The sequence below is a fragment of the Stenotrophomonas sp. B2 genome, from assembly GCF_014947095.1.
Lineage (GTDB): Bacteria > Pseudomonadota > Gammaproteobacteria > Xanthomonadales > Xanthomonadaceae > Stenotrophomonas > Stenotrophomonas maltophilia_P.
On the sequence record NZ_JADCQA010000007.1, the window covers coordinates 95,998 to 118,051 of the forward strand.

At 62.3% G+C, this 22,054-nt stretch carries 21 protein-coding genes; 17 read left to right on the forward strand and 4 right to left on the reverse strand.

Translation table 11 applies throughout. From position 1 onward, the window contains the following. Window positions 1-16: 16 nt before the first annotated feature. The 15 genes from IMX13_RS10085 to IMX13_RS10155 all read left to right on the forward strand — a co-directional run bounded on the left by IMX13_RS10085 (window position 17) and on the right by IMX13_RS10155 (window position 16,050). Entirely contained in the window at window positions 17-655 is a 639-nt protein-coding gene (locus tag IMX13_RS10085) for a tetratricopeptide repeat protein (protein ID WP_053520185.1), read from the forward strand. Next, window positions 655-1,863: an outer membrane protein assembly factor BamB gene (bamB, locus tag IMX13_RS10090; protein WP_053520184.1), complete on the forward strand. Its 1,209-nt coding sequence runs from the start codon at window positions 655-657 to the stop codon at window positions 1,861-1,863. The genes IMX13_RS10085 and bamB overlap by 1 nt, the downstream gene beginning before the upstream one ends. A gap of 15 nt (window positions 1,864-1,878) precedes the next feature. Then, on the forward strand, window positions 1,879-3,276 hold the full coding sequence (der, locus tag IMX13_RS10095) for a ribosome biogenesis GTPase Der (RefSeq protein WP_053520183.1): 1,398 nt from the start codon (window positions 1,879-1,881) through the stop codon (window positions 3,274-3,276). A 126-nt stretch (window positions 3,277-3,402) separates the two neighbouring features. Beyond that, entirely contained in the window at window positions 3,403-4,539 is a 1,137-nt protein-coding gene (moeB, locus tag IMX13_RS10100; RefSeq protein ID WP_227255383.1) for a molybdopterin-synthase adenylyltransferase MoeB, read from the forward strand. Window positions 4,540-4,756: 217 nt separating this feature from the next. Continuing rightward, a complete protein-coding gene (locus IMX13_RS10105; protein WP_111186653.1) occupies window positions 4,757-6,589 on the forward strand; it encodes a monovalent cation:proton antiporter-2 (CPA2) family protein in 1,833 nt (610 codons plus the stop codon). 163 nt (window positions 6,590-6,752) lie between these two features. Beyond that, window positions 6,753-7,979: a hypothetical protein gene (locus tag IMX13_RS10110; protein ID WP_193396274.1), complete on the forward strand. Its 1,227-nt coding sequence runs from the start codon at window positions 6,753-6,755 to the stop codon at window positions 7,977-7,979. Between the two features lie 63 nt (window positions 7,980-8,042). Then, window positions 8,043-8,918 carry a bifunctional methylenetetrahydrofolate dehydrogenase/methenyltetrahydrofolate cyclohydrolase FolD gene (gene folD / locus IMX13_RS10115; RefSeq protein WP_053517606.1) on the forward strand — a complete coding sequence of 292 codons (876 nt, stop codon included), beginning with the start codon at window positions 8,043-8,045 and terminating at the stop codon, window positions 8,916-8,918. A gap of 327 nt (window positions 8,919-9,245) precedes the next feature. Then, window positions 9,246-10,703 carry an IMP dehydrogenase gene (gene guaB / locus IMX13_RS10120; protein WP_053517615.1) on the forward strand — a complete coding sequence of 486 codons (1,458 nt, stop codon included), beginning with the start codon at window positions 9,246-9,248 and terminating at the stop codon, window positions 10,701-10,703. A 107-nt stretch (window positions 10,704-10,810) separates the two neighbouring features. Then, window positions 10,811-11,290 carry a hypothetical protein gene (locus IMX13_RS10125; protein ID WP_049483145.1) on the forward strand — a complete coding sequence of 160 codons (480 nt, stop codon included), beginning with the start codon at window positions 10,811-10,813 and terminating at the stop codon, window positions 11,288-11,290. Then, window positions 11,287-12,852: a glutamine-hydrolyzing GMP synthase gene (gene guaA, locus IMX13_RS10130; RefSeq protein WP_193396275.1), complete on the forward strand. Its 1,566-nt coding sequence runs from the start codon at window positions 11,287-11,289 to the stop codon at window positions 12,850-12,852. Before IMX13_RS10125 ends, guaA begins: the two co-directional genes overlap by 4 nt. A gap of 343 nt (window positions 12,853-13,195) precedes the next feature. Continuing rightward, on the forward strand, window positions 13,196-13,657 hold the full coding sequence (locus IMX13_RS10135; protein WP_193396276.1) for a hypothetical protein: 462 nt from the start codon (window positions 13,196-13,198) through the stop codon (window positions 13,655-13,657). 65 nt (window positions 13,658-13,722) lie between these two features. Next, window positions 13,723-14,385 carry a DUF6610 family protein gene (locus IMX13_RS10140; protein WP_193396277.1) on the forward strand — a complete coding sequence of 221 codons (663 nt, stop codon included), beginning with the start codon at window positions 13,723-13,725 and terminating at the stop codon, window positions 14,383-14,385. Continuing rightward, complete coding sequence (locus tag IMX13_RS10145) at window positions 14,382-14,984, forward strand: hypothetical protein (protein WP_193396278.1); 603 nt, start codon at window positions 14,382-14,384, stop codon at window positions 14,982-14,984. The genes IMX13_RS10140 and IMX13_RS10145 overlap by 4 nt, the downstream gene beginning before the upstream one ends. Before the next feature lie 299 nt (window positions 14,985-15,283). Continuing rightward, on the forward strand, window positions 15,284-15,787 hold the full coding sequence (locus IMX13_RS10150; protein WP_193396279.1) for a hypothetical protein: 504 nt from the start codon (window positions 15,284-15,286) through the stop codon (window positions 15,785-15,787). A 53-nt stretch (window positions 15,788-15,840) separates the two neighbouring features. Next, window positions 15,841-16,050 carry a hypothetical protein gene (locus tag IMX13_RS10155; RefSeq protein WP_193396280.1) on the forward strand — a complete coding sequence of 70 codons (210 nt, stop codon included), beginning with the start codon at window positions 15,841-15,843 and terminating at the stop codon, window positions 16,048-16,050. Between the two features lie 608 nt (window positions 16,051-16,658). Here IMX13_RS10155 and IMX13_RS10160 read toward each other — a convergent pair. Next, window positions 16,659-17,861 carry a ThiF family adenylyltransferase gene (locus IMX13_RS10160; RefSeq protein WP_193396281.1) on the reverse strand — a complete coding sequence of 401 codons (1,203 nt, stop codon included), beginning with the start codon at window positions 17,859-17,861 and terminating at the stop codon, window positions 16,659-16,661. Next, window positions 17,836-18,582, reverse strand: coding sequence for a multiubiquitin domain-containing protein (locus IMX13_RS10165; protein WP_193396282.1), 747 nt, complete (start codon window positions 18,580-18,582; stop codon window positions 17,836-17,838). Before IMX13_RS10165 ends, IMX13_RS10160 begins: the two co-directional genes overlap by 26 nt. 141 nt (window positions 18,583-18,723) lie before the next feature. Here IMX13_RS10165 and IMX13_RS10170 point away from each other — a divergent pair, with 141 nt between their 5' ends. Next, window positions 18,724-19,077, forward strand: coding sequence for a helix-turn-helix transcriptional regulator (locus tag IMX13_RS10170; RefSeq protein WP_193396283.1), 354 nt, complete (start codon window positions 18,724-18,726; stop codon window positions 19,075-19,077). Continuing rightward, window positions 19,074-19,991 carry an ImmA/IrrE family metallo-endopeptidase gene (locus IMX13_RS10175; RefSeq protein WP_111188213.1) on the forward strand — a complete coding sequence of 306 codons (918 nt, stop codon included), beginning with the start codon at window positions 19,074-19,076 and terminating at the stop codon, window positions 19,989-19,991. The genes IMX13_RS10170 and IMX13_RS10175 overlap by 4 nt, the downstream gene beginning before the upstream one ends. A gap of 226 nt (window positions 19,992-20,217) precedes the next feature. Here the strand turns inward: IMX13_RS10175 and IMX13_RS10180 are convergent, their stop codons facing one another. Both IMX13_RS10180 and IMX13_RS10185 read right to left on the reverse strand, forming a co-directional pair. After that, window positions 20,218-20,574 (reverse strand): hypothetical protein, encoded by a 357-nt coding sequence (locus tag IMX13_RS10180; RefSeq protein WP_065181349.1) that lies wholly within the window; start codon window positions 20,572-20,574, stop codon window positions 20,218-20,220. A 543-nt stretch (window positions 20,575-21,117) separates the two neighbouring features. After that, on the reverse strand, window positions 21,118-22,041 hold the full coding sequence (locus IMX13_RS10185) for a LysR family transcriptional regulator (protein WP_193396284.1): 924 nt from the start codon (window positions 22,039-22,041) through the stop codon (window positions 21,118-21,120). Window positions 22,042-22,054: the final 13 nt, after the last annotated feature.

A 22,054-nucleotide genomic window follows, 5' to 3' on the forward strand; every position in this document is an offset into this window, starting at 1 on the left:
CGGGGCGAGAGTACGCATGGCGATCGACGATCTGCTCGACGAGCACGAACAAAGTGAACGCGTCCGCAGCTGGCTGCGGAAGAATGGCGCCAGCATCATCGGTGGCGTGGCCATCGCCATCGGCGCCATCGCCGGCTGGCAGTGGTGGCAGACGCAGCAGGGCGGCAAGCTGGCCTCGGCCAATGTCGAGTACCAGAAGGCACTGGTGGGTCTGCAGCAGAACAAGCTCGACGACGCCGCCAAGGCGGTGAAGGCGCTCGAAGCCGGTCCCTCCAGCATCTACGGCGACCTCGCGGCGCTGCAGCTGGCCAAGGCCCAGGTCGACGCCGGCAAGAACGAAGAAGCCCTGGCGACGCTGCGCAGCGTGAAGGTCGAAGGTGACCTGCAGCGCGTGGTCGACCAGCGCGTGGCCCGCCTGCTGGTCGCTACCGGCAAGGCCGACGAGGCCATCTCCCTGCTGGGCAGCGCCACCGACAGCGGCAGCCTGGAGATCCATGGCGATGCGCTGATGGCTCAGGGCAAGCGCGATGCCGCCCGCGAACAGTACGAGAAGGCGTTGAAGACGCTGGACGTGGCGGCGCCGCAGCGGCGCCTGCTGGAAACCAAGGTTATGGACGCCGGCGGCACCGTCGCCGCCCCTGCGGAGTCGGTTTGATGAGTCAGAAGGTCATGATCACCCGCGTCGCCACCGTGCTGCTGCTCGGCGTGGCGCTGTCCGGCTGCAGCACCATGAAGGGCTGGTTCGCCGGCAAGGACGCGGAAGCGAAGAAGGCGCAGGAGCCGGCCGAACTGGTCAAGTTCGAGCCGACCCTGAAGGTCAACAAGGCCTGGTCGGTCAATCTGGGCAAGGGTGAGCGTCGCATCGGCGTGCGCCAGGGCCCGGCGGTGGCCAACGGTCACGTGTTCGCTGCGGCGATCACCGGGGGCGTGCACGCCATCGACCTGCAGACCGGCAAGAAGGTCTGGACCTGGGAGCCGAAGAAGGAAAAGAAGAAGGACAAGCTGCGCCTGTCCGGTGGCCCGGGTGTTGGCGAGAACCTCGTCGTGATCGGCACGCTCGACGGCCAGGTCATCGCGCTGGACATCAATGATGGCAGCGAGAAGTGGCGCGCCCGCGTGCCCGGCGAAGTGATCGCCGCGCCGGCGGTGGCCCAGGGCATGGTGTTCGTGCGCAGCAACGACGGCCGCATCACCGCCTTCGACGTGGGCAACGGCACCCAGCGCTGGTTCAACCCGAGCGAACTGCCGGCGCTGACCGTGCGTGGCAATGCGCCGGTGGTGACCGGTCCGGGCGTGCTGTTCATCGGCAGGGATGACGGCGCCATCGCCGCGCTGGCCATGCAGGATGGCCGCACCCTGTGGGAACAGAACGTGGGCAGCGCTGAAGGGCGCACCGAGCTGGAGCGCATGGCCGACATCGACGGTGCGCCGGTGCTCGATGGCAACACGCTGTTCGTGAGCAGCTTCAAGAACCAGACGATGGCCATCGAAGGCCCGACCGGTCGCCCGCTGTGGGCGCGCGACCACGGCGGTGCCGGTGGCGTGGCGGTCTCGTCGGGCAATGTGTTCGTCACCGACAACAAGGGTGGCGTGTTCGGCCTGGACAAGGCCAGTGGCGCGGCGATGTGGTCGCAGACCGGGCTCGCCCGGCGCCTGCTGACCGGCCCGGCACTGCACGGCGACTACGTGGTGGTCGGCGACTACAAGGGATACGTGCACTGGCTGCAGACGTCCGATGGCGCGATGGCGGCGCGGGCCAAGAGCGGCGGTGAAGCTCTGCTGGCCCAGCCGATCGTCGTCGACGGGGTGCTGCTGGTGCAGAACGTGGATGGCAAGCTGACCGCCTTCCGGTTGGCAAATTAATACGGAGTAATCGCGATGCTGCCTTTGGTCGCCCTGGTTGGACGGCCGAATGTCGGCAAGTCGACCATTTTCAATGCGTTGACCCGCACCCGTGACGCCCTGGTCCATGACCAGCCCGGCGTCACCCGTGATCGCAACTACGGCGTCTGCCGCCTCGACGAGGACAATCATTTCCTCGTCGTGGACACCGGCGGTATCGCCGGGGAAGACGAGGGTCTGGCGGGCGCTACTACGCGTCAGGCCCGGGCCGCTGCCGCCGAAGCCGACCTGATCCTGTTCGTCGTCGATGCCCGTGAGGGCACGTCGGCGCTGGATGACGAGATCCTGTCGTGGCTGCGCAAGCTGTCGCGTCCGACCCTGCTGCTGATCAACAAGATCGACGGCACCGACGAGATGGCCGTGCGCTCGGAATTCGCGCGCTACGGCTTCAGCGAGATGCTGACGGTTTCGGCCGCGCATCGTCAGGGCCTGGACGATCTGCTCGATGAAGTGATCCAGCGCCTGCCGGAAGAGGGCAGTGGCGAAGAGCTGGACAACGATCCGAACCGTGTGCGCATCGCCTTTGTCGGCCGCCCCAACGTGGGCAAGTCGACCCTGGTCAACCGCATCCTCGGCGAGGAGCGCATGATCGCCTCCGACGTGCCCGGCACTACCCGCGATTCGATCGCGGTCGACCTGGAACGCGATGGCCGCGAATACCGCCTGATCGACACCGCCGGCCTGCGTCGCCGCTCGCGGGTGGACGAGGTGGTCGAGAAGTTCTCGGTGGTCAAGACCATGCAGTCCATCGAGCAGTGCCAGGTGGCCGTGCTCATGCTGGACGCCACCGAAGGCGTGACCGACCAGGACGCCACCGTGCTGGGGGCCGTGCTCGACGCCGGCCGCGCCCTGGTGATCGCCATCAACAAGTGGGATGGCCTGACCGAGTACCAGCGCGAGCAGGCCGAAACCATGCTGTCGCTGAAGCTGGGCTTCGTGCCGTGGGCGGAATCGGTACGCATCTCGGCCAAGCATGGCTCGGGCCTGCGTGAGCTGTTCCGTGCGGTGCACCGCGCCCACGAATCGGCGAACAAGACGTTCACCACCAGCGAAGTGAACAAGGCGCTGGAAGTGGCCTACGAGACCAACCCGCCGCCGACCATCCGTGGCCACGTCTCCAAGCTGCGTTACGTGCACCCGGCCGGCGCCAACCCGCCCACCTTCATCGTGCATGGCACGCGCCTGAAGGAGCTGCAGGAGTCGTACAAGCGCTACCTGGAGAACTTCTTCCGCAAGCGCTTCAAGCTGATCGGTACGCCGGTGGTGTTCCTGTTCCGCGAAGGTGCCAACCCGTACGAGGGCAAGAAAAACGTGCTGACCGAGCGGCAGATCAAGGCCAAGCGGCGCTTGATGAAACACGTCAAGGGCAAGTAACCGGAAAGGCGGCCGCAGGGCCGCCTTTTTCGTTTGACGGGGAATGGGGTCAGATCCCTTTCCCGAAGGAAAAGGGATCTGACCCCGGGGACGCTCCGTGGGCAGGGCCTGCGCGATAATGGCGCCATGAGCATCCGAGAGCTTTCCCCCGCGCAGGCGCATGAGCGCCTGGCCCATGGCGCCGTGCTGATAGACGTGCGGGAGGCGCACGAGCGCGCCGGTGGCATGGCCGAAGGCGCCCGCGGTGTGGCGAGGGCGGAACTGCAGGCCGACCCGGCCGCGCACCTGCCACGCCCGGAACAGGAAATCCTGCTGATCTGCCAGACCGGCAAGCGTTCGGCCGACGCCGCGCAGGCCCTGCTCGATGCCGGCTACGCGAACGTGGCGTCGGTCGCAGGGGGCACCGTGGCCTGGCGCGAGCAGGCGCTGCCGCTGGTGCAGCCAGTGGCCAGCGCTGCCGACCGTGATTTCTTCGATCGCTACTCGCGCCACCTGCTGCTGCCGCAGGTCGGTGAGGCGGGCCAGCGTCGCCTGCAGCAGTCGCGTGTGCTGGTGCTGGGTGCGGGCGGGCTGGGCGCACCGGCCGGCTTCTACCTGGCCGCCGCCGGGGTCGGGCACCTGCGCTTTGCCGACCACGACCGCGTCGAACGCAGCAACCTGCACCGCCAGATCGTGCATACCGAAGCCAGTGTCGGCCAGCTCAAGGTCGACTCCGCACGCGAGCGCCTGCTGGCGCTGAATCCCGCGATCGACATTGAAGCCGTGCCGCAGCGGGTCAGCTCCGACAATGTCGACGCCCTGCTGGACGGGGTGGACGTGGTGCTGGATGGCTCGGACAACTTCCCGCTGCGCTACCTCCTCAACGATGCCTGCATCAAGCACCGGCTACCGCTGGTGTACGCCGCGATCGAGCGCTTCGACGGCCAGGTGAGCGTGTTCGACGCCGGCCGCCAGCGCGGCGTCGCGCCCTGCTACCGCTGCCTGTTCCCGGAGCCGCCGCCGCCGGAGTTCGCGCCGAACTGTTCCGAGGCCGGCGTGCTGGGCGTGCTGCCAGGGTTGGCCGGCGTGCTGCAGGCCACCGAGGTGTTGAAGCTGCTGCTGGGCATCGGCGAGCCCCTGGTGGGGCGTCTGCTGCGTTTCGATGCACTGGGCATGCGCTTCCGCGAAACCGGCATCGGCCCGGACCCGCAGTGCCCGGTCTGCGCGCCGGGCGTGCCGTTCCCGGGCTATATCGATTACGCCGCCTTCTGCTGGGGCAGGTGATCGCGGTAGCGCCGGGCCATGCCCGGCGAGCGCAGCGGGGCGCGCAGGCACATCCGCCGGGCATGGCCTGGCACCGTTGATCGTTTCAGAATGATCTAAGGGGTGGCTGCCGGCATCGTTCCACCTCCAAGACAATCCGGCGCAACATGCGTGCTATTGCCGTCATCCACATTGCTCTATCGTGGTGAGCGATTCTGGATTCCGGGGAAAGCACCGCATGGCGGTAGAAGCAGCGACCAGCGAGCTGGTCAAGGTGGTTGCCCTGCTGGGCGCGGCGGTGGTGATGGTGCCCTTGTTCCGGCGGCTGGGCCTGGGGTCGGTACTGGGCTATTTCGCCGCCGGCCTGGCGATCGGACCGTTCGGGCTGGGCTGGTTCTCCGATCCGCAGGCCATCCTGCATACCGCCGAACTCGGCGTGGTGATGTTCCTGTTCGTGATCGGCCTGGAGATGCGGCCCTCGCACCTGTGGAGCCTGCGCAAGGAAATCTTCGGGCTGGGCACGCTGCAGATCGTCACCTGCGCGCTGGTGCTGACCAGTATCGCCAAGCTGTTCGGCTTCCCGTGGCAGGTGGCCTTCATCGGTGCCACCGGCTTCGTGCTGACGTCCACCGCCGTGGTGATGCAGCTGCTGGCCGAGCGCGGTGATATCGCGCTGCCTTCGGGGCAGAAGATCGTCTCCATCCTGCTGTTCGAAGACCTGCTGATCGTGCCGCTGCTGGCCCTGGTGGCGTGGATGGCGCCCAGCGCGGGCAGCGCCGATGGCGAGGGCTCGCGCTGGCTGTCGGTGGCGATCGGTGTCGGTGCCATCGTCGGCCTGGTGCTGGTCGGCCGCTTCCTGCTCAACCCGCTGTTCCGCCTGCTGGCCGAATCGAAGGCACGCGAGGTGATGACCGCCGCCGCGTTGCTGGTGGTGCTGGGCGCGGCACTGCTGATGCAGCTGTCCGGCCTGTCGATGGCGATGGGCGCGTTCCTGGCCGGCGTGCTGCTGAGCGAATCGACCTTCCGCCACCAGATCGAAGCCGATATCGAACCGTTCCGCGGCATCCTGCTCGGCCTGTTCTTCCTCAGCGTCGGCATGGCGCTGGACCTGGGCGTGGTGGCTTCGCACTGGCAGCTGATCGCCGGCCTGGTGCTGGCGCTGATGGCGGCCAAGGCACTGTGCATCTACGTCGTTGCGCGTCTGATGGGCAGCGACCACGCGCAGGCGCTGGACCGTGGCGTGCTGATGGCGCAGGGCGGTGAGTTCGCCTTCGTGCTGTTCTCCGCGGCGGCGGCCGCTGGTGTGATCGATGTGGACATCAATGCCAACTTCACCGCCGTGGTGGTGCTGTCGATGGCGCTGACCCCGCTGGTGGTGCTGGTCTACAAGCGCGTGGCACCAAAGCCGACGGTGAACCTGGAGGGCGTGGACGAGGCCGACGGCCTGTCCGGCAGCGTGCTGCTGATCGGCTTCGGCCGCTTCGGGCAGGTGGCCAGCCAGTCGCTGCTGGCGCGCGACGTGGACGTGACCATCATCGACAACGATGTGGAGATGATCCAGAGCGCGGCGCGGTTCGGCTTCAAGATCTATTACGGCGACGGCACCCGCCTGGACGTGCTGCATGCTTCCGGCGCGGCGACCGCGCGCGCGATCGCGGTGTGCGTGGACAAGGCCGACGCCGCCGACCGCATCGTCGAGCTGGTCGCGCACGAATTCCCGCAGGCCAAGCTGATGGTGCGCTCGTTCGACCGCGAGCATTCGCTGCGGCTGATCCATGCCGGCGTCGATTTCCAGATCCGCGAGACCTTTGAATCGGCCGTGCTGTTCGGTCAGGCCGCACTGGTCGAGCTGGGCGCCGACGAGGACGACGCGATCGAGATCGCCGAGCAGATCCGTCGCCGCGACGCCGAGCGTTTCGAGCTGGAAATCGCCGGTGGCGGCCTGAATGCCGGCGCCAAGATGGTGTTTGGCAACTCCGGCCAGGGCGTACCGACGCCGACCCCGTTCACCGCGCCGAAGCGGGCAAGCAAGACCTTGAACCCGCAGGACGTGCCCGAAGAGGAAGAATAGAGCCGAGCCAATGCCCGGCTGCTCTTCGGCCAGGTTGCGATAGACCGCGCTCTGCGCGCGGCCCCGGCCTCGGGACGGTGGGGATATTTGCAACTATTCCAATGGACTCCGATGAATTGGGCTCAGACACTGATTGCCCCAATTTCCATTCGGAATCCAACCCATGGCAGAAGCTACTGAGGGCAACCTGCTTGGACAGGTCACTCCTTCGACTCGCTATCTGGAATCCATGTCGCGTCATGAGTTCATGGAAGTTCATGAGGACAAGGGTTGTTTGAGAGTACGTCTGGGAAAAATCGGCAGGCCTTGCCTGGTGGTGCACGCGTCTTTCAACGCGGTGGGCAAGGCGCAGGAAGTCCAGCGGCATCTGGCCGAGACATTGCTGACTCGCGGATATGTCGAGTGCGAGGGCGGGGCGGAGATTGTCGAGGGAAGTGTGGTCGATGAACTGTACTGCGATGGGCGGGTGCCACACCCACTGCTTGACGCCTTCTTCGAGGTGATCGGGGCGGACGAGCTGAGGGGACGCCCGCAGCGGCTGGCATGGTTCCGCAATGGGCTGTCCTGGCATGAGGATTTCGAATTCGAACGACTGGCTGATCTCGGCCTTCATGTCGGCGTCATTGTGGAGGGCAACGTCGAAATAGATGGTGTCCTTAGCCAGCTTACGTTTGACTATCCGGAATTCATTCTGGTCAGCGGAGACGTCAGCGCCAAGAGCTTCGGGCACCGTGACAGCTCCATGCGGGTTCTTGGCGATGTCCGCGTCGAGAACATCGTCTACGGTGAATACAATGGTGGCTCTCTCTGCATCGAAGGCTCCGTGTATGGCCGTGCCTTCATCAGCGACGACCACTACATGTACGCGGCAGGCGGCTACCACCTGCTGGTGATCAGGGACGGAGAAAACTGGGAGTACCTGGTACCCGAGCTGTTCGAAGATGATGAAGATGAATACCCTTCGCTGTCGGAAGAGGCGATCCGGCAATTCATGCGGGAAGGAAAGGATCCGCTTGTTCCAGGGGCAATCCCGACGTATCGGGAGCTTTCATCGGCGGTTTCCCTGGCGCATGTAGTTGTAGCGCCTCCTGTCTCTGAGTTCGAGATGCAGCTCCGCCAGTTCTGGAACGACGCTGACGCTGAAGGAGTATCCGCGTTCATTGAGAACTGGCCGGTAAGGAATGGTGAATGGCTGGCTGGGCTGGCGGGAAGACTCTACGCACCCAGTACCACCTTGGAGCAACGAGAGCGGCTCTTGGCCGTGGCCCGCTCGCTGGATCCGTCGTCGGACCTGCGGGAGCAGTGGACGGCGTTGATGCAGGAAGTGAACGCCGGGCTCGCATTCCCCCAGAAAAGCCCGGTAGCGCCGGGCCATGCCCGGCGAGCGTAGCGGTGGGCGAGGGGGCCTGAATCGGGGACAATAGCCTCCCCACCGCCGCCGCCCCCGCATTCGATGAACGATTCCGCCGCCCCGCATCCTGCCCGCATTCTCGATGGCCGCCGCATCGCCGAAGACCTGCTCGACAGCCTGAAGGTGCGTGTCGATGCCCGCATCGCGGCCGGTGGCAGCCGTCCGGGGCTGGCCGTGGTGCTGGTGGGCGGCGACCCGGCCTCGACCGTGTACGTGCGCAACAAGCGCCGTGCCGCCGAGAAGGTCGGCATCGAAGCGCACGATTACGACCTGCCGGCCGGCACCACCGAGGCCGAGCTGCTGGACCTGATCGACCAGCTCAATGCCGATCCGAAGATCAACGGCATCCTGATCCAGCTGCCGCTGCCGGGCATCCCCGATGCACGCCGGCTGATCCAGCGCATCGACCCGCGCAAGGACGTCGATGGCTTCCACCCGGAAAACGTCGGCCATCTGGCCCTGCGCGAGTTCGGCCTGCGCCCGTGCACCCCGCGCGGCATCACCACGCTGCTGGGCCACACCGATCAGCCGGTGCGCGGCCGCAACGCCACCATCGTCGGTGTCAGCAACCACGTTGGCCGCCCGATGGGCCTGGAACTGCTGATTGCCGGCTGCACCGTCACCAGCTGCCACAAGTTCACCCCGAAGGACGTGCTGGAACAGGCCGTGCGCAACGCCGACATCCTGGTGGTGGCGGTGGGCCGCCCGGGCATCGTGCCGGGCGAGTGGGTGAAGCCGGGCGCTGTGGTGATCGACGTTGGCATCAACCGTCTGGACGATGGTCGGCTGGTGGGCGACGTCGGCTTCGACGCGGCGGCGCAGCGGGCGAGCTGGATCACCCCGGTGCCGGGCGGTGTCGGCCCGATGACCGTGGCCACGTTGATGCAGAACACCCTGGAAGCGGCGGAAGCCTCCTGAGGGTAGCGCCGGGCCATGCCCGGCGGATGTTTGCGGCGCCGCTGCGCTCGCCGGGCATGGCCCGGCGCTACCGGGGTTGCATTGATGCCCCGCGATTCCCGCCGACCCGCTCCTGGCAGGTGCCAACCTTGGTTGGCACACATCCATCAGGGCCATCGGCCCATCTGGGGTACCGGTGCCGGACGGGTTGTGCCAACCAAGGTTGGCACCCACCCAAGCCCTCCTGAACCGACCGCCGCCCGCGCGACACTGCGTCGCATCCACCCCCTGCCACGCGGCGCGAAAACAAGGTAAAATGTCGCGCTTCCCCACATCTCGGGTATGCCGATGCTGCGCATCCAGGCTGAAGCACTCACTTACGACGACGTCTCGCTCGTCCCCGCCCACTCGACCATCCTGCCCAAGGACGTCAACCTCGAAACGCGGTTGACCCGAGACCTGAAGCTGAAGCTTCCGATCCTGTCCGCCGCGATGGACACCGTCACCGAAGCCCGCCTGGCCATCGCCATGGCCCAGCTCGGCGGCATGGGCATCATCCACAAGAATCTCAGCCTGGAACAGCAGGCCGCGGAAGTGGCCAAGGTGAAGAAGTTCGAGGCCGGTGTCATCCGCGACCCGATCACCGTCGGCCCGGAAACCACCATCCGTGACGTGCTGGCCCTGACCCAGGCACACAACATCTCCGGCGTGCCGGTGGTGGGCAGCGACGGCCTGCTGGCCGGCATCGTGACCCACCGCGACATGCGCTTCGAGACCGAGCTGGACGATCCGGTCCGCCACATCATGACCAAGAAGGATCGCCTGATCACGGTCAAGGAAGGCGCCGCGTCCGACGAAGTGCTGCAGCTGCTGCACCGCAACCGCATCGAAAAGGTGCTGGTGGTCAATGATTCGTTCGAACTGCGTGGCCTGATCACCGTCAAGGACATCCAGAAGAACACCGACTTCCCGAACGCGGCCAAGGATCTGTCGACCCGCTTGCTGGTCGGCGCTGCCGTCGGTGTGGGTGGCGATACCGATCGCCGCGTGGAAGCGCTGGTCGCCGCCGGCGTGGACGTGATCGTGGTCGATACCGCGCACGGCCACTCGCAGGGCGTGCTGGACCGCGTCAGCTGGGTCAAGAAGAACTTCCCGCAGGTGCAGGTCATCGGCGGCAACATCTGCACCGGCGAAGCCGCACTGGCGTTGCTGGACAGCGGCGCGGACGCGGTCAAGGTCGGCATCGGCCCAGGCTCGATCTGCACCACCCGCGTGGTTGCCGGCGTCGGCGTGCCGCAGGTCACCGCCATCGATCTGGTGGCCGAAGCGCTGCAGGACCGCATCCCGCTGATCGCCGACGGTGGCATCCGCTACTCGGGCGACATCGGCAAGGCGCTGGCCGCCGGTGCTTCGACCATCATGGTCGGCGGCCTGCTGGCCGGTACCGAGGAATCGCCGGGCGAGACCGAGCTGTACCAGGGCCGTTCGTACAAGAGCTACCGCGGCATGGGCTCGCTGGCTGCGATGGAGAAGGGGTCCAAGGACCGCTACTTCCAGGACGCCGCCACCGCCGACAAGCTGGTGCCGGAAGGCATCGAAGGCCGCGTGCCGTACCGCGGCCCGGTGGGCGGCATCATCCACCAGCTGATGGGCGGCCTGCGCGCCACCATGGGCTACGTGGGCTGCGCCACCATCGACGAGATGCGCAGCAAGCCCAAGTTCGTGAAGATCAGCGGCGCCGGCCAGCGTGAGAGCCACGTCCACGACGTGACCATCACCAAAGAGCCGCCGAACTACCGCGCCTGATGCGCTTGCGAACTGCTCTTGCGATTACGGGCAGCCTGCTGATGGCAGGCTGTTCGTTGTCCGAACCGCCGCCGCGCTCCGGGTCTCCGGGCGCGGCGGTTTCGCAATTGCAGCACGTGCAGGCGTGCCAGAACGCGTTCTCGCTGCCGAAGGGCTGGCAGGTGCAGGCCGCCGGCGAACAGCGCTGGCTGCTGAAAGGCACCGGCGAGCGCCCGTTGCAGGTCATCCTGCGGTGCGTTACCGATCTGGGTGACAGGCTTGAAGATCCTGTGGTCACCGCCGAGCTGGGGCCGCTGGAGCCGAAACGGATGAGCGTGCAGTCCGCATTCTGGGGCAACGCCGTGGATTCCGGTTACCCGATGCACGCCTTTCAACGGCGCATCGTGCCCGGCACCGAAGTGCAGGAAATCGCCGAACTGCCGCGCGCCGACCGCGCCAACCCCAACGCACCGCACGGCCTGCTGATGCTGCGCTGGGACGAGGAAGACCCCTCACATATTCAACAACGCGAGGCGTTCATCGCCACGCTGACACAGAGCCTTGAAGCGCCGGGCGCTGCGAAAAACACCACTGGAACGGCACCATGACCAACATCCATAACGACAAGATCCTCATCCTCGATTTCGGCGCGCAGTACACGCAGCTGATTGCCCGCCGCATCCGCGAGCTGGGCGTCTACTGCGAAATCTGGGCGTGGGACCACAACCCGGCCGAGATCGCCGGCTTCGGCGCCAAGGGCATCATCCTGTCCGGTGGCCCGGAATCGACCACGCTGCCGGGCGCCCCGGCCGCGCCGCAGGAAGTGTTCGACAGCGGCCTGCCGATCTTCGGCATCTGCTACGGCATGCAGACCCTGGCCGCACAGCTGGGCGGTGCCACCGAAGCGGCTGACCAGCGCGAGTTCGGCCACGCCGAAGTGAACGTGATCAACCCGGATGCACTGTTCAAGGGCCTGAGCGACCACGGCGGCGAGCCGAAGCTGAATGTCTGGATGAGCCACGGGGACCACGTCTCCGTGGCACCGCCGGGCTTCACCATCACCGCCACCACCGACCGCATTCCGGTGGCCGCCATGGCCAACGAAGAAAAGCGCTGGTACGGCGTGCAGTTCCACCCGGAAGTGACCCACACCCTGCAGGGCCAGACGCTGCTGCGCCGCTTCGTGGTGGACGTGTGCGGCTGCCAGACCCTGTGGACCGCCGCCAACATCATCGACGACCAGATCGCCCGCGTGCGCGAACAGGTGGGCGATGATGAAGTGATCCTGGGCCTGTCCGGCGGCGTCGATTCGTCCGTGGTGGCCGCGCTGCTGCACAAGGCCATCGGCGAGAAGCTGACCTGCGTGTTCGTGGATACCGGCCTGCTGCGCTGGCAGGAAGGCGACCAGGTGATGGCGATGTTCGCCGAGCACATGGGCGTGAAAGTCGTGCGCGTGAATGCCGCCGACCGTTACTTCAAGGCGCTGGAAGGCGTGAGCGACCCGGAAGCCAAGCGCAAGATCATCGGCAACCTGTTCGTTGAGATCTTCGATGAAGAGTCGAACAAGCTGAAGAACGCGAAGTGGCTGGCGCAGGGCACCATCTACCCGGACGTGATCGAGTCGGCCGGCAGCAAGACCGGCAAGGCGCATGTGATCAAGAGCCACCACAACGTGGGCGGCCTGCCGGAGCACATGAAGCTGGGCCTGGTGGAGCCGCTGCGCGAGCTGTTCAAGGACGAAGTGCGCCGCCTGGGCGTCGAGCTGGGCCTGCCGCGCACCATGGTCTATCGCCATCCGTTCCCGGGCCCGGGCCTGGGCGTGCGCATTCTGGGTGAAGTGAAGCCGGAATACGCCGAACTGCTGGCCAAGGCCGATGCCATTTTCATCGACGAGCTGCGCAAGGCCGACCTGTACGACAAGACCAGCCAGGCGTTTGCCGTGTTCCTGCCGGTGAAGTCAGTGGGCGTGGTGGGCGACGCGCGGGCTTATGAGTGGGTGATTGCGCTGCGGGCGGTGGAGACGATTGACTTCATGACGGCGCATTGGGCGCATCTGCCGTATGAGTTCCTGGGGACGGTGAGCAACCGGATCATCAATGAGTTGCGGCGGGTGTCGCGGGTGGTTTATGACATCTCGGGGAAGCCGCCGGCGACTATTGAGTGGGAATGAGTTGAAAGAACGAGGGCGCCGACAGGCGCCCTTGTTGTTTGTCGTGTCCACTATCCATTAGGTAAATTGCAGATAGTGGAGCAGTTGATCTCCCAAAGGCCGCATCGCTCGCTAGATAGACTCGGTGTTAGTGTTCCCTTTTGATCCAAAGCAGAAATTCACCTAAGCGCATATCTTGCGCACTAGTGGGGCCGGCTGTTCCGCGGGTTGTAAGCCGGATCCACCCGCCCTAAGATCGAATAGTATCAAGTGGATAGTCCACCCATAGTGCGCTGCGGGTGATTCGTTTAGCCGGCTCCGGAAATCCGGCTATTAGGTTTTTGGGGCATGCAGGAGATATGGCGTGGCCGAAGTAAAGAGCTTAAAGTTCTCCCACCCTTTGCTTGGCGTGGTCGCGCTCATCTTCGTAGTTGGATATGAGAGCCATAGCGGACACCTGCAAGGGGAGTTTCATTTGATATTTGCGGGGGAACCTGCGAGATCCAGATCAGAACTGATCAAGTTCGAGAATTCACCACATGATGGTGGTGCGCTGCAAATCACAGAAGATGTGATGGCAAACTTGGCGGTAGACGAAGCTAAGGCGCATCTAGAAGACTACGTCAATAATGTGCCGGAGCTGCGCAAGCATATGCTCGCGTTAGCTTCACTATCTGCGGCCGAACCACGGGATCTTCTCCAAGCCTGGGTCAGGCAAAAGTTCCCTAAAATGCATCAATTGTCCTTGCAGACGGAGTCAGAGGAATTGCGCATTTTCATCCAGTCTTTTACAAGTTACCCGCCAATCAAGGTGAGTGCACTCTAGCAACTCATTCAAGCCAACGCTGCTTCGCGGCGCGTTCAATTCAGGCATTGGACTACATATCAAATATGGTTGCAAGATTCGTAGCGCATGGGCGTAAAGTTCAACTTCACGCTCAAAAACATGGGTGGCTGCCGGGCGCGCGCTATACGAACTTGCGAGATGTGCGAGAAGTTTCCTTTGATCGCCGAGGGTTTCTAGATATCGACTGGAAGCGCTACAACTATGGTCTTCATCTTGACGCCGCGAAAAAGATGAAGCCCGCCCTTACGATTGCTCAGGACGTTTTTTGCGTTACAAGACTAAAGCATATTCTGAAGGAGGCTGACGAGTTGCAGGAGTACTCGGAATTCGTTGCGATCGTTCCCAAAGATCCACGGCTGACGTCCAAGCTTGATTTGCTGATACCAAGTCACTTTATTATCGGCTATAGCGTGCCAACGAAATACGGATCAACCGAAATTCCAGCTTCTGCAGTCAACAGGCCCGTTCACCTGCTAGGAGGTAGGCCCGATGTTCAACGCAGGATCGCGCGTGATTGCCCGGTTGTGTCCATAGACTGTAATAGATTTACGCTGGATGCATCATTCGGCGACTATTTTGATGGCGAGACGTTCAGGCCTCACCCGGTTGGTGGGTACGAAAACTGCCTAAACGACTCTATGGCGAATATCAACAAGATATGGGCCAATTACACGCCCATTTCACACCCACTTGGAGGCATCAGGTGAGAGAAGAATTTCTCATAGAGGTCTATCGACAAATGATGAATGACATTAATCGTCACATCATGGTTGTATGGCAATCTGTCGGTGTTCTGGTAGGTGCATTTGCACTGTTCGCGTTAGTGGAAAAACAGGTGGTGTCGGCAGACATAGCTTGTTCGATTATTGTGCTGTTGTCCGGCTGGCTTTGGGCTCATCTGGTAGACGCGGGGTACTGGTACAACCGGAATCTTGCGATAATTTCGAACATCGAGAGGCAATTTCTGGTTAAAGAAGACCTGAAGAATATTCACTACTATTTCGGTGCGCATCGCAAAAGCAATAAGATGATTACTCACCTTAGAATTCAGCTGGCGCTGGGCCTTGGTTTGGGTTCGCTTGTTGTCGTCTATCACTTTACTAGTCGCATAATTCCGGGAATGACCAGTGGGGCCACTCCTGACCTGCAGCGGGCGCTTCCATATGCGATGGCGATTGCAGTCTTGATCTATTGCTTCCGCTTGAGCCGCGCTAGAAGCTCTGCTTACATAGAGTTCATCGAAAATTCTCCGGGCGTGGAAGTGTCCACGGAGGGCGTCCGTTACGGCGTCGGTCACGGCCATTAGTGGCGCCTATCGACTCATTCGAGGAGGCGTCGTGTGGCGCGCAGCTCGCAGCTGAGGAGGATGTTTTCGATTATTGTGCGCGCAAGGCATCTCAAGAATTCTGGAATGTGGTCGACGACTATCGCGCGCAGCCTGATCCACGACCTGCACCGCCGCCATAGGCTCTTGCCGTAACTAAAGTTTCAAGAAGTGGACAAAAATGTAGTTGTATACATCGCTGACACGCCTATTGCGGCCGCCTACGATGGAATCCGCCGTCGACGCTTGGATAATCGCTGCATCCCAGCTGACGATAAACTATGAACCCGATGCTTGATCGTTTTCGCTCAGCTATCCTCGATGCCCTGCCGTCTGACAGGCTTTCCGGGGATCTGCTGATCTCGCGCTCTGGGCAGTTGGCCACTTACTACGCACCGTTCGAGCACGTGAAAACCGCGGCCCGCGTGGTGTTCGTAGGCATCACACCCGGCGTATTCCAGGCGCAGAGGGCCCTCGAGAAATTGCGCGCTGCCCTGCGTTCTGGGCTCGGCGATGGTGATGCCTTGAGCCAAGCCAAGGATGTCGCCAGCTTCGCGGGGCCGATGCGTACCGTACTTGTCGAGATGCTCGACTACGTGGGTTTGCAAACTGCTCTCGGCTTGTGTGGCTGTTCCGAGCTGTTTACTAGTGCTAGCAATTTGGTGCACCACACGTCCGCATTGCGAAATCCGGTGCTGGCTGGCGGCCAGAACCACACCGGAAGCCCAGCGATTCTGCGCACGCCCTATCTGCGGTCCATGGTGGAGGATTGGCTTGCCGACTAGGTTCGCCAGCTGCCCAGCGCGCTATGGTACCGCTGGGCGGGGAGCCCAAGGCGGTGCTGCGCAGCTTCGCAGCGCAAGGGCTGATCAAAGGCGAATGCCTGCTCGAAGGTCTGCCACATCCGTCTGGTGCAAATGCCGAGCGGATCGCCTACTTCTTAAGGCGCAAGTTACGCGAGAACCTGTCGTCCAACACCAATGCTGACACCATCGATACCGCGCGTAATCATTTGGTGCTCAAGGTAAAGGGCCAAGGCAATCGTTGATCTTGTACGGACCTACCGGGATTGCTTCTTGGCCGGAAGCGGACATGCTGTAGTGGCGACGGTGAACATTGCTCGTCTGCCGGGTCTCTCCCGGAAGCGACATGTTCTGAATTCCTCGGTGCGCGATTCGCCTGGAGGTGCGTGGGCAGACTGATGCGCTCAATCAAGCCAGCGTTTCCACCAGGGACGTAGAGCTCCGGCCTTGGCTTGCCGGAAAGGCTGTGTGCCCGTTGGCTGAGATGTAGGCGCAGGCTGGCCTGAGCCTCTCCCGCCATCCCCATAGAATGCAGCACGTTGGCGCCTATCCCGGGCTCGGACAGCTTCCACTTCCTGGTGCGACATCTCATATGACCATCTTACTCGGCCGCTTTCGAGCCAATAGTGGGACTTACATGGAAAGGCGTGATTGCCGATCGAAGGGGAGAGACTCACGGATCGGCCATCGAAGATGAGCTTCCAGTGGATGGGTGCCAACGGAGTCACAACTTTTCGACCGCAGCCGCAAGCGCAACGGTGCACGGCGACCGCGTGTTCGATCGAGATGTATAGAACCCGCTCATCCGGTTCTTTGGGGATGACGTCCACAAATTGATGTGGGAATGCGAGATTCATGGCAGTCCCGGCTTGTTGCCGACCCGGTTGAGGGCTGTGTTGTAAGTGCCTTCCGTTTCCGAACAATCGTCAGAGAACATGCCAATCAGGCGCTTCCAGCGGAGAACGGCCATTGCGGCATTGAGCGCATTCAGTTCGATAATTTGAACGTTAGATCTATAGAGGTCGTCCTCACGATCAACCAGAGGCATCAAGCGAGTGGCCTCGTCGCGGTTGGCCGGGGTGCTAACGGTGGTTCGAATAGTGCCCCACAGCTTCTGCTCTTCCCCAGAAACATTCATGCCCATGCCGCAATCAATTACGACAGTGCTAGTGCTTTTGAGATGGTCAAGGATCAACGCCCGGGCCTGCCCACGATCAATACACAAAAAAATGTAGTCAAACTGAGATAGCACGTGGACGTTTGCTTCGTGGATCATTTCGGCGTGAGGCACCACTCCACGGCGGAGGTTACTGTAGTGTTCAGCATACCAATCCACTTTATGGAGACGCCGACCCAACGCTTCAGCCGGAACTGCGCCTGGGGCGCGGAAAGCGTTGTGTTGATGCAGTTGGTCACCGTCAAAAAGGTGAATTTCGGGAAGATGGGTAGGGGCAAGTAGGTCAAGGACATACCCACCCGTTCCGCCGAGGCCGACGATGGCGACACTCGTCTGAGAAGCGCGCTCATTGATGGCTAAAATCCCTGCTCGAGTCGAAGCCGTGTCGGAGTAGACGAACGGAGTCGTATCATCTCCCCAGGTGATGACCTTCCATGTCCGAGCATCTACTGAAGGATCAATGATCTTTGCTTGACCCGAGATCACATCCACATACGTCTTCACCTTGACGTAGTAGTCCTCATAATCGATCCAGTTGCGGTTCTTGTCCTTGCGCTTATGAGAGAAGTGGTGTTGCGCTGACACACCGTTACCCAAGGCAAAATCGCCAGAGCTGTGCTGGACGGGCGTAAATATGCGCCCGTCCGCAAAGCATGGGTGATCACCGATGAAGTGCATCTGGTGGGAGCCGGGCCTCCCGAGGATGTCTGGACTCTCCATTGAGAGCTCAGACACGAGCGTGCCGGAGCGGATCTGTCCGTCCACATTGACATATGGCACGGCGTGGACGAGCAAGAGTCCGGGACGGAGCTCAAGCTCGTAGCCTTCCTGGACGAGTCTGCCCAAGGCCGGATTACGACTTATCAGATGGTGTGACATAGAATTTCATCCCCTCCTTGATCCGAACGGATTGGCCAGCTGACATAGTGCCCTCGGGATTCTGGTGAGGTCCTCCAATGTAGTCGATGGTGTAAACGATCTCCTCGGCAGGGTTGGCATCGGGGAAGCCCAGTTTGACGACGTCCCAATAGGCCAAGCGGGGGCGGGACAGGGTCTCGGGCGACCCGTTGACGAAGATGTTGAAGGTCACCTCCCGCAGGTAGAAGCGCTCCACGCCTGGCAGGGTCAGGTCGACCAAATCTTCGTCCAAGACGAGCAAATCGGCTTGGCTGCGCAGGTCTTGCCAGATGAAAAGGTCAGGCTCATCGCGACCTGCAAGAGCACGAAGCGTGGCTCCGGAAATGCGGCCTGCACCCCAATCCAGCGTTCGGTCGTCCACCAGCAGGCGGAAGGATCTGTCGTTCTTAAACAACAAGAAGCGGGCCGCGCGATTTGAGCGGATATCGGTGGTCTCTTCGGGGTTGATTTCCTCCAAAAGCCCACTTGGCAGCATCTGGTAGACCAAGTGTTCGATTCGGTCCCTGACGCCTGCAACGGCCAGAATCTGACTGCCCGTCAGGATCGGATCCGTTACGACGATGGAGCGGAACTGAAGCGCGTCATCACCAACTTGGATGCGCCACGGTCCCTCGTGGCTCACGGCACGCCCAGCCATCACTGCGCGTTCAACGTCTTCTTCAACAGCCGGTTCAATTGTCATGTCACGTCTCCCGGGAGCAGGGCGCTCCGTCGGGCACATGATGTAGAACGCATGCGTACTTTGTCAAGCACTAAAAGCATGCTTGACGCATCAAGCGGAAGCGGCTACAATCAATCGCCCCTGCACGATTAGGAGGGCCAAGTGGGCCCGACTCTTGGCCAATACTTAAGTTCGATCCGACTTGATCGGAAAATGTCACTACGGCAGGTCGAGGAGGCGACGAACAAAGAAGTCTCCAACGCCTATATAAGCCAGTTGGAGAATGGTCGCATTACTGCTCCAAGCCCCAATGTTCTACACGCGCTTGCAGAAGCATATGATGTTGACTACATCACTTTGATGCAGCTGGCTGGTTATCTTCCTGCCGCAAGTGAGCGCCCCGATCAGGCACGTCATGGTCGAGCGGCAACCTTTGCCGAACATAATTTAAGCAAGGACGAGGAAGTCGAGCTTCTCGACTACCTACAATTTCTCCGGACGAAGAAACGAACATGAAGCCCGATGACAGCTCGCTTGATCCAGCAGACCTTGTTGTTGTTGAAGGTCGTGCAAAGCGGTTCCTTGATCGAGCGGATGCATGGGGTGTTTTTCCAACGCCAGTGGATACCCTAATGGAGGCGGCGAAGCTCCAAGTGGCCCCTAAAAGTGCCTTCGACCCCTCAGTATTCCTTGCTTACATTAAGCAGAAGACGCAACAAGCTGCAGAGACATTGAAGCGCGCAATTGGCAAGGTGTTCGGCCTTTATGACTCCACGGAGGGAGTAGTTCATATCGACTACGGGGTTGGATCTGCGAAGCAGACCTTCCTAAAGCTTCATGAAGCCGGGCACCATGAGATGCCCACGCACAAGACCGTGTTCAAGTTGTTCCAGGAATGCGAGCAAACGCTCGCGCCTGAAATTGCAGACCGCTTCGAGCGCGAAGCCAACAATTTCGCCCGCTTCGTGCTCTTCCAGGGTGACACATTTCGTAAAGCAGCTGCGGATCATAAAATGGGCATCCGCACGCCGATCGACCTTGCCAAGCGCTTTGGCTCGTCCAACTATGCTGCGGCGCGCGAGTTTGCGCGCACTCACCATGCGCCCTGCGTCGTGTATGTCCTCAATCCACTGGTGCCCGGTGACGCTGGTGGATTTAAGGCGGAAGTGCGAAGGATTGAGCCTTCCCCTAGTTTTCTGATGAAGTTCGGTCGACCTACTGATCTTGTTATCGATCACAAACACCCGCTCGCAAGCTTAATTCCCATTGGAAAAAAACGTATGACGCCTCCACGAGATTTCGTCTACGTAGATAGAAATGGGATCAAGCATCAATGCATTGGGGAAGGGTTTGACACCAAGCACAACATCCTATTGCTGATTTACCCCGAGGCCGAGTTGCCGACGAGCCTGTTGTTCTTGCCGAAGTGAGTCTCGGGTGCCCGGCTGGCGATCAAGCAATAGCCGGTGAATCGAAATGTGTCCAACCGTCGGTTTTGTGAGTTGCTGGACCTGAGAGGCCGACTGGTCATGCACGCTTGAGCGTAGTCTTGGCTCGGCTTAACACGCGGGCTCATGTCTTCTGCTGGCCGGACGTGGACGTTGGCTGATTCCGCGCTCGATCAAATTTGCTGCTTGTGCGCTGGCTTGAACTCAATCACTCCGGCCTAACCTCCCGACAAGCCCACTCAAGCAACCCCCTACAAGCCAGAAACAACCCATCCACCACCCCCTCATCCAAATGACGCTCCGGGTCAGCCGCCACCCGGCAGCGGTCCGCGGCATGTAGCACCTCCAGCACTGTCAGCGCCCCCACCATCGCGCGCTCACTCCTGGCGAGGCTGACTCGCCGTCCAGGCGACACATCGTTCTCCGGCCAAGGCAACCCATCCGCGCCCTCGCAGCGGCGGATGCGCTTGAGGATGCCAATCAGGGAGTTGAGGTCGGGCGGCGGGGTGTCGTCGTTGATGGGCTCAACGGATGTATACGAGGAAAAGTTCTCGGAATCGTTCATGGCGTCGGCTTCCCTGGCTGTACTTAACAGCGCCACCGCGAAGAGGGTGGCGGACGGTGCGGGTTCCAAACCGGGACAGACAGTTGTCAGAAGACCGGCGGGTCCGGAGACCCCCACGCACCGCCCGCCATAAAGGCCGACGGATTACCCGCCGGCACCGGTTTAAGACGGTGCCGACGGGTAAGCGTAAACAACTCTCTGTCTCGGGTTTGGACGCCCGGCCACCCGTTGTCGGTGGCGCGCCATGGTGTTTACGCCGTCGCTCCGAATGCCAATAGAAATTCCCGAAGAAATCGCAGGAATCGAGAGCGAAGAACTATTGTGGCACGCACCATTCGTGCAGCACGCGACATCGCCAGACGCATTCGCGCAGTCACCCTGCTGATTGCGAATCAAACTGGCGTAATCGCCCACGCCACAAGCGAATAGCGCGACAGCCTTCTTAACACCCCTTTCGGCTTAAAATCGGATGGCGACACCGCCCGATCACCCGCGCACCTGAAAAATCGGTTCAATCACGACACCGCCAGCAGGCAGCGCTCCTCAACGAACACCTTCCTCAACCGCGCCCGCATTCCCCACCAACAACTCAATCATCGCCCGCGCCGCCGCCGACTGCCGCCGATGCGGCGCATAGATCACCGAGAACGGCCGTGACCGGCCCCGCAGCTGCGGCAGCACTTCCACCAGCTGCCCGCGCTGTAACCGCTCGCGCACGATGAACTCATAGCTCTGGCAGATGCCGATGCCCTGTTCGGCCAGCGACACCACGCCCAGCACATCGTCGGAGGTCTCGATGGACGAACGCGGCAGCCAGTCCACGTCGCGCCCGTCGTCGCGGAAGATCCACGGCGCCAGCCGCCCGGTACGCGGCATCACGAAGGGCAGGCACAGGTGCTGCTGCAGGTCGTCCAGCGTCTGCGGCGTGCCACGGCGTTGCAGGTAGTCCGGCGCGGCCACCAGCAGCAACGGCGCGTCTTCCAGCTTCCGCCCCACCAGCCCGCTGTCCGGCAGCTGGCCCAAGCGGATGGCCAGGTCGAAGCCTTCGGCCACCAGGTCCACGTTGCGGTTGGTGATGTTCAGTTCCACCTGCACCTGCGGGTGCCGCTGCGCAAAGCGCGCCAGCACTGGGGGTAGCCGGTAGTGGCCATAGGTGGTCGGCACGCTCAGGCGCACGCGGCCGGCCAGCGCGCCATCTTGGCCCTGTACGTCGCGCTCGGCGTCGTCCAGCAGGCCAAAGGCCGTGCGCACCTGTTCCCGATAGAGCCGCCCGGCGTCGGTCAGGCTCACGCGGCGGGTGGTCCGCTGCAGCAGCTGGCGGCCCAGCCGCGCTTCCAGGCGGGTGACCGCGCGGCTCAATACCGACGGCGTGGTGGACAGCGCCACCGCGCCGGCCGTGAACGAGCCGTGCTCCACCACCGCCAGGAACACCTCCACATCGCCCAGATAGTCGAACTTGCGGCTCATTTGGCTCTCCGGG